The 8,301-nt window shown below is 39.3% G+C and carries 7 protein-coding genes; all 7 read right to left on the bottom strand.

The window, feature by feature from the left end; translation table 11 throughout:
- Positions 1-77: 77 nt before the first annotated feature.
- Positions 78-1,163: an aspartate kinase gene (locus GNE10_RS28490; RefSeq protein WP_185569007.1), complete on the bottom strand. Its 1,086-nt coding sequence runs from the start codon at positions 1,161-1,163 to the stop codon at positions 78-80.
- A gap of 196 nt (positions 1,164-1,359) precedes the next feature.
- Entirely contained in the window at positions 1,360-2,388 is a 1,029-nt protein-coding gene (locus tag GNE10_RS28485; RefSeq protein WP_185569005.1) for an aspartate-semialdehyde dehydrogenase, read from the bottom strand.
- 72 nt (positions 2,389-2,460) lie between these two features.
- A complete protein-coding gene (locus GNE10_RS28480) occupies positions 2,461-3,360 on the bottom strand; it encodes a DMT family transporter (protein WP_185569003.1) in 900 nt (299 codons plus the stop codon).
- A gap of 88 nt (positions 3,361-3,448) precedes the next feature.
- The gene (locus tag GNE10_RS28475; protein WP_185569002.1) at positions 3,449-4,240 is read right to left on the bottom strand and encodes a methyltransferase domain-containing protein; all 792 of its coding nucleotides are present in this window, start codon (positions 4,238-4,240) and stop codon (positions 3,449-3,451) included.
- Positions 4,241-4,272: 32 nt separating this feature from the next.
- Positions 4,273-4,761 (bottom strand): GNAT family N-acetyltransferase, encoded by a 489-nt coding sequence (locus GNE10_RS28470; RefSeq protein WP_185569000.1) that lies wholly within the window; start codon positions 4,759-4,761, stop codon positions 4,273-4,275.
- 233 nt (positions 4,762-4,994) lie between these two features.
- Positions 4,995-6,422 (bottom strand): NAD-dependent succinate-semialdehyde dehydrogenase, encoded by a 1,428-nt coding sequence (locus GNE10_RS28465; protein WP_185568998.1) that lies wholly within the window; start codon positions 6,420-6,422, stop codon positions 4,995-4,997.
- Between the two features lie 41 nt (positions 6,423-6,463).
- On the bottom strand, positions 6,464-7,516 hold the full coding sequence (locus GNE10_RS28460) for a hypothetical protein (RefSeq protein WP_185568996.1): 1,053 nt from the start codon (positions 7,514-7,516) through the stop codon (positions 6,464-6,466).
- Between the last annotated feature and the right edge of the window lie 785 nt (positions 7,517-8,301).

The raw sequence follows: 8,301 nt of genomic DNA, 5'->3' as shown, positions 1-8,301 counted from the left end.
GGAATGGGGCATGGGGCATGGTGAATGGGGCATGGGGCAGAGGGGAAAAACTCATCTCCCCAGCTCCCCACTCTCCACTAGGGAATTGTTGATTGCGATAGTTTTGTATACAAGCGATCGTGGATTGTTTGGCATAATGCGATCGACTCACTATTACTAACAATGTGCCTCACTACTGGGCTATCGCCATTAAATTCACTAATTAGCACAGAATCTTGGCGATGTGCTTCAATACCAGACTCAGCTAAGAATTTGACAGCATCAAAAAAACCGCAAGTCACTACAAGCATTGGCACTTTTTCGTTTGGGAGTAAAATCACAGGAACATTGGCTAGTTGTAGTTTGAGTTTGGCAATCTCTAAATCTCGTTTTGATGCCAACTCTAGGACAATCGACCGGGGATCGAGTATGGCTGCCTTTGATGCCTTTCCTTCACCAATTACTGTTCCGATGCCATAATCATAGCGATTCTGGCGGCATAGGATTTGTACTCCTTTTTCTTTGGCAACTTGTACTGATTTATAGTGCAAGACTTTTGCCCCGCTAAGTGAAAAATCAATCGCAGTGTCAAAAGATACAGTTTCAAGTAGGCTAGCGTTGGCGATGAGATTGGGATCGGCGCTGTAAATGCCGTTGACATCAGAAAAAATCTCGCAACTTGCAAGTTCGAGTGTCGCTGCTAAGATGACAGCAGTGAAGTCAGAACTGTTTCTACCCAGAAATGTGGGACGATTGTGGCCATCAACTGCTTGACCACCAGGAACTACTACAATATCTACTTCTGTAAGTGCTTGTTTTAAAACTGCTGCATCAATTTTTTTGATTGAAGCATGGGAGAAGTTAGAGTCTGTCACAATACCTAGTTGATAGCCAGACAGCACTTTTACAGAAATACCTGTGGCTTCCACCGCTAAACGCAGCAAATTTGCTCCGATGGTGTCAGCAAGTGGTAAAAGTGAGTCGAGGGCTTCCGGTGATGGATTTGTGTTGACTTCCAAAGCGAGTTTATGAAACTCATCCGTCAAACCAGCCATTGCACTCACAACTACTACAAGCTTGTTGCTATCTGCTTCCAGCCGAGATTTGAGAAATGCTGCAATGGTATTGAAATCAGCATTACGTTGAAAAGTTGACCCGCCGAACTTAAGAACGCGGATTTGCATTTTATACGAATCCTCCAAAACATTTCAATCAAGGGGAGTTGATGGTTGATGGTTGACGGTTGATAATCAGCAACCACCGCAACCGGAATAATTTATTTTTTGGATTTCCCCTAGCAAGTAAAAAAATATTCCATAGATAGAAGAGTGTTCACAGTTAACAGTCAACACTCAACGCATGAACATTCCCTGAAATCACCTAGTTTTGAATCATTTCCTCGGCGATTTGGATGGCGTTTAAAGCTGCACCGATGCGAAGATTATCGGAAACTAACCAAAACCATCCAGCTTTGGGATTATTGGGGTCAATTCTGATTCGACCAACATAAACATGGTCGGGATTATCTATAGTTCGCGGTGTTGGGTAACCTTGGGTGGCTTCATCGCCATAAACTGTGACTTCTGGAGCATTACGCAGTAATTCAACGATATGATTGCGGTCTAAATTGCGATCGCATTCAAAATACACTGCTTCTGAATGACAATTAATAACTGGTACTCGAACACAAGTTGCAGAAACTTCTAAATCCGGACGGTTGAGTATCTTCCGCGACTCCTGGAGCATTTTTTGTTCCTCTAGTGTGAAGTGATTATCCAGAAGTACATCAATGCTAGGAATGAGATTGAACGCTAAAGCCACAGGAAAGCGCTTTGCTTCTGGTGGTTCTGATGGAGTTTTGATAATTTGTAAACAACCATTTTTGAGTTCTTCAATACCCGTGACACCACGACCGGAAGCAGATTGATATGTACTGACAATTACTCGCTTGAGGTGATAACTTTCGTCAATGGGCTGTAAAAGCCGTACTAAGGGAATTGTTGAGCAGTTAGGATTAGCAATAATTCCACTCTTAGGACGTTCTACTAAAAGATGGCGGTTTACCTGCGGTACTACCAGAGGTGTATCGGGATGCATCCGAAAGGCATTGGTGTTATCAATTACAAGTGCCCCTTGCTCTACCGCCTTACCCACCCATTCACGACTAATAGGTGTTCCAGCAGCAAAAAAAGCAATGTCAACATCAGTAAAATTAAACTCTGCTAAATCGTAAACTTCATAATCACGTCCGCTGACAGTTAAGCTACGACCGGCTGAGCGTGATGAAGCGACTAAATGCAAATTGGAATACTTAAAAGAGCGCTCCTCAAACAATTCTAAGAAAGTAGTACCGACAATACCTGTGGCTCCAACAATTGCCACACTAGGATTTTTTTGAATAGTTGGCATGGGTTTTCTCCATAAAAACTTACTTTGCAGTGGACAAATTTTAGATTTAACATCCACAATTTATTGATTAGTTCACATCCTTGAAATCAATTTAGTTGGAAATAATGACCAGTTTAAATTCACTGCCAGACTTGCAAATATAATCAGTGCAACACCAACTCCTTGTATTGGTTCTAGGATATGCTTGTAGACTAGATAATCACTAAGCATTGCACTAGCTGGATTAGCAAAAGTGAGAACAGCGATCGCTGGTGTAGCGAGCTTTTGGTAGGATGAATACATCAAAATATATACAATGCCAGTGTGAATTACACCTAACCCCAGCAAATAGTACCAGTGGTTGCCAAAAAGAGGAACTTTTTCCACAGACGCGAAGGGTAAAAGTAAAAATATTCCTAGTATCAAATGAATTAGGACGATGAGGTGGGGACGCACGCCTTCAAGACACTTGACAAGGATTGTAGTCAGAGCATAAAAAATAGCCGCTAGTAAGGCAAATAATATACCGAAAATATAAGAACTGTCGATTAATACCATCGTCAATCGCAGTTTAGTAACCAGCACTAACCCTAAAAATGCGATGGCAATCCAACCAATTTTGTTTTTAGAAATAGTAGTCTTTAAGATTAAACTACCTAGTATAATCACAAAAAAAGGTTGAGTATGATAGATAATCGTTCCTAGTGCTATTGAAGTGAGTGAAAAAGATTTAAAAATTAATGCCCAATTTAAAATAAGCGATATTCCACTAACTAAAGTCAGAGTTAATACTCGTAAATTGAAATTTTGCTGTTGAAAATATCCTTTAAAGTAGCAGAATAAACTTAAGAAAATTGCTCCAAATATACAGCGATAAAATATAACATTAAAAACTGCTTGATGTGACTCTTTAAAAAATACACCAACTGTTCCTGACACCAGCATAGCCACAGTCAGTTCAACAATTCCAGTATAAAAACCTGTCTTATTCATATTTAAAAAACTAAACATATTTGTATCAAAATAGAATTCAGGAGTCAGTCGTTAGAATAAGCTAATTCTGAATTCTGAATTCTTGAATTTACTTGTACCCCCATACCTGAAACAATCTAGCAAAGACTATAATACTTTCTTCGCTTTCAACAAGTTGACTTAACTCTGTCAAGAGAGAATCTACTTCCTTTAGTGAAGCAAGTTTCTCTGAAACAATTGCTTCTTTAATATTGAGCAATGTAATTTGAGGAATTATTTTTTCGGATAGTTTTGTAAATATCGGTTGCACTAAATTAACTCGAACATTTTTAAATCCAGAATCTCTCATTATTTTAGGAACCTTAGCACCAAGATCCACATTTCCACCTCTACGGTCAATTACTTGACGGTGTAGTTCTAGATATCTCGTAAAAGCCTGGGATTCTGGATAACAGTAATATCCTGAAAAATCTGTTTCTTCAACTATAGCCACTCCTCCAGGTTTTAAAGCATGATACATTTTTGTAGTTACTAGTCCGGGATTTGTTAAATGTGCTAATAAAAAGCGAGAATAAGCCAAATCGTATTGCGATTGTTCTTGAATATCAAAAGCATTTAATACCCTAAATTCAATATTCGTAAATTGCTTAAATTCTTCTTGTACTAACTGAATAATACTACTATCCATATCGATGCCCAGGACTTTCCCACTTGCACCTATTAATTTAGCTATCTCTATAGTTACGTCACCACCTCCACATCCTACATCAAGACTCTGCATTCCTTCGCTGATTCCAACATTTTTTAAAAGATTGTATGTACTTTGTTGTACAACATCAGCTAGAATTTTGAGACGGTCTTTACCTTTTTGTCCTCCGGAAATCACATAATTAGTTGTCATAGTGTATCCTCTAATGATGTCAGTATATTATTTTAAATCGAAAAGGCAAATCCATACATTTGAGTTTTATTAACATCATTCATTTGACGCGTGTCAATTTGAGTAAAGCCAAATTTTTTATACAGACTATGACCTTGTGTAAATTGAGTAAAAGACCATAGCTCTATATGATTTTTACCTTGTTGTTGTGCCCAATCAATGGCAGTTTTGAGTAATTGATAGCCGAAACCCAAACCTCGAAAATCATGCTTCAGATAAAGCCTGACAATTTCTGCTTCTGAAGATTTGATTGATTTTATGCCTATAGTGCCAATAATTTCTTCTTCAAGTAATAAAACAAAAAAAGCAGCAGTTTTTTGATTATAAATTTTATCAAAATTCAAAATATCTGGTATTTCTTGAGAAACTTCAAATATCAAACCATGCTCAGTATAAACCTCACGCATAATATTAATTATGCTAGGAACATCATGATTAGTGGCTAAACGAATTTGGGAATTAAAAGTTGTTTTTGCTGACATAATTAGCTACCCTCGTATTCATTTTTTTGGGTAAATAAGTTTATCAAAGAAGGGAATAGTGAACAGGCAACGGGCAACAGTTTTCTGTTCACTATTCTCGCTCCAGCAGAGTAATATCAGGTTCAGTTAAATAGTTATAATTAGGACTGACGCAAAGAATTTTGAATTATCAGTGATTATCCGAATTTGATATAAAATAGCCATTCACATCAAGCTATTTAAAATCCAAAATCTCAAATTGCATAACTGAGTAATTTAAGGTTAAGAAAAGCTTCAAGTCCTTCAATTCCACCTTCATATCCATATCCACTGTCTTTTACACCTCCCACTGGTGCATTGGGTGGTACTCCACTGAGTTGATTGATGCCAACACTACCTACTTCTAAAGCTTTGGCGGCGGCTTCTGCTACTATGGGGGAACTAGTAAAAACGTAAGCTGCAAGTCCATAAGGATTACTATTTGCTTGATGAATTGCTTCATCAAAATCGGCAAAGGTTACAATGGGGATGACCGGGCCGAATGGTTCTTCATTCATAATGGCTGCATCCTTTGGAACTTCAGTCAGTATTGTGGGTAAAAAGAAATATCCTGGTTTTCCGAGTCTTTTTCCTCCAGTGACTATACGTCCGCCTTTTGCTACTGCATCAGCAACTAAGCGTTCCATTGCTGCTATGCGACGGGAATTTGCCATTGGCCCCATGTCGGTGTTCTCGTCCATGCCGTCACCAACGCGAATTTTTTGTACGAGTTCTGCGAACCGTTTGAGGAATGGTTGATAAAGGCTTTCATGTACATAAATTCGGCTGGGTGCATTGCAACTTTGACCGCAACCTTTAAATTTATAAGCAGCGATCGCTCCAGCAGCAGCGTCAACATCTGCATCTGCAAAAACAATAACTGGTGCATGACCGCCAAGTTCTAGAGTGCAGCGTACTAAATGATCTGCGGCTAACTTTGCTAGTTGTTTGCCGACTGCTGTGGAACCAGTGAACGAAAGCTTCCTGATAATTGGCGAAGCTAGAAGGTGTTGAGAAATAACTGGTGGATCGCCAAAAACTAAATTAATTACCCCAGGCGGTAATCCCGCATCAATTAATGCAGTTGCGATCGCCACTGCTGAACTCGGTGTTTCTTCCGCAGCTTTGAGAATTATTGTACAGCCAGCAGCAAGAGCTGGTGCTATTTTGCGGGCACTAACAACCGCCGGATAGTTCCAGGGTGTAAAGGCAGCCACAACACCAATTGGTTCGGGTACGATAAACCTGCGATAATCCCTCTCAGGAAAACTCCGGGACTCTAAAATTCGTTCCGCTTGTTCGGCATTCCAAGCTATGGTTTCGGCGGCTCGGATCAATTCTTGGCGAGATTCCGTTAGTGGCTTACCTTGTTCGCAAGTAAGCAAAACTGCGGCAGCATCAATGCGTTCATAGAGTAATGTGGCTGCTCGATTCAATATCTGCACGCGAGTGCTGACCGGTGTATCACGCCAAGTGAAAAAGCTTTTTTTGGCAGCAGCGAGAGCTAAATCGACATCGGTTTGACTTGCATAAGCTACCCGTCCTATTACCTGTTCGGTGGCTGGATTGATTAATTCTCCAAAACGATTATCGCTGCCATTACGCCATTTGCCGTCAATTAACAAACCAAACTCTTGATTCATGGCTGAATTCTAAATTCTGAATTCTGCATTCTTGTTCTGTATTACCTTGCTACTGAAAGCGTTGCTGTCTTGCCAACAAGTGCTTCTTTGTTACAACCTAGTACTTGGGTATCTGGGCAGATTAAAATTAGCGCATACTGAGTGTAAGGTGTCAAACCAATTCCTAAATGGAACACTCCGTTACTACTACCATAGGTTTCGTTCATACCAAAGTTCCCTGGTAGGAGTTCGTGAGCGGTATTAATGCCAAACCCCATTTCCCAAATAATCCGGTAACGGGAATCCAACATAAACATATTATTGAGCATATCCACTGCTGGCTGAGCTGCTGGATGAGATGCCCGTAACTCTGTAATCACACCGTTAACAACGGTAGCAATTACGGCAGCATCGCGCATAGATTCGAGGGCTTTGTAAATTCGCGTTTGGTCTTCAGGTAAAAAGGAAACTGCTCCTGAGTGGACTGTAGGCTGACCTTGCAATGCAATTTCGCCGTTGACTGCTAGTCTGAGGCTGGCGTTAAATCGCATGATGTCATCTGGTAGGGCGCTGAGTTCTCCGCCTGGGGCGATTTGCTGCTCCCCCCATTCGATAAATCCTGCTTGTTGGTTCCACTCGTAACTTTCATCTAGGTGTTCAAAGATTGCTTTAGTACCTTGAACTTCGTTGATAATTTCCAGATACTCGCTATTTCTTCCCAACTCGAAGAAGCGATCGGCAAAGGCTTCTAGTTTTTCAGGATCGGTGCGCTCCATGATTCCCAAAAAATGCTGAATCGCCGACAATGAAGTTGGTGTGGAATTGCAAGGCATAACTACTAACTTGCGCTGTCCGAGTTTTTCGGGTGCAGGAGACTCCAAGAAGTATTGGGGAGAAATAATAAGAACATGTGCTGGTTCTGGAATACTCTCGTCTAGTAAATCTTCAAGCGATCGCTCGGCATCATAAGGGACAATCTTTGTAGAAATGTAGTCACTATCTTCTGCAATTTGGAATTCATTTACCAAAGAAGAGTTAGTAATCAGGCAGAAATGAACATCTTTGCTAGAGCCATATTGCCGAAGGAGTTGTGGACGGATGAGTATAGTTTCCATCTTGATAATATCCGTAAATAGAAAATGTTGATTTTTTACAGAATTTACTCAAAAACAATTTGAAATACTATGGTCAATTGATTTTTATATTTAATACATTAATAGGAGGTATTTATCCTCCTATTAATTGTTTAATACATTGAAATTGCATCCTCTAACGAGAATTCAAATTTACAATTTTTCTGAATCCTTGAGGCTGATTAAAACACCTATGAAAAATGCAATTACAATGCTCATCGGCTAATTAAAATATATTAGCCTAACAGTGTGCCGAGGTAACGACCATTCTTGTTTACTTTCTTCATGGTGATTTCTCCATTTTGGTTAATTTTTGCTGGAAAGGGTTATTTAAAACCCAAAGATGCAACTTGACTAGTAGTTAGCTAATGGAAAAAGATTAGCCTAACAATGTGCCAAGGTAACGACCATTCTTGTTTACTTTCTTCATGGTGATTTCTCCATTTTGGTTGATTTTCGCTGGAAAGGGCTATTTAAAACCCAAAGATGCAACTTGACTAGTAGTTAGCTAATGCAAAAAAATTAGCCTAACAATGTGCCAAGATAACGACCATTCTTGTTTACTTTTTTCATGATTATTTACCTGTTTTGGTTAGCATCGATACTGCTTGTACAAGCTAAATTGAACATACAACTATTTTTTTGAAAAATCAAGCTAATAAAAGATATTTTTGGTTAAAAATGAAATATTTTTTTCTTATTTTTAGACATGAAAAATAGAACGATTATCTAACAGCAAAAACAACAATTGATACACTGTATTGCAT

Source organism: Nostoc sp. 2RC (assembly GCF_014222165.1).
GTDB classification, from domain to species: domain Bacteria; phylum Cyanobacteriota; class Cyanobacteriia; order Cyanobacteriales; family Nostocaceae; genus Nostoc; species Nostoc linckia.
Note: the sequence above shows the minus strand (reverse complement) of the source record. Positions and strands in the feature narration are given on the sequence as shown.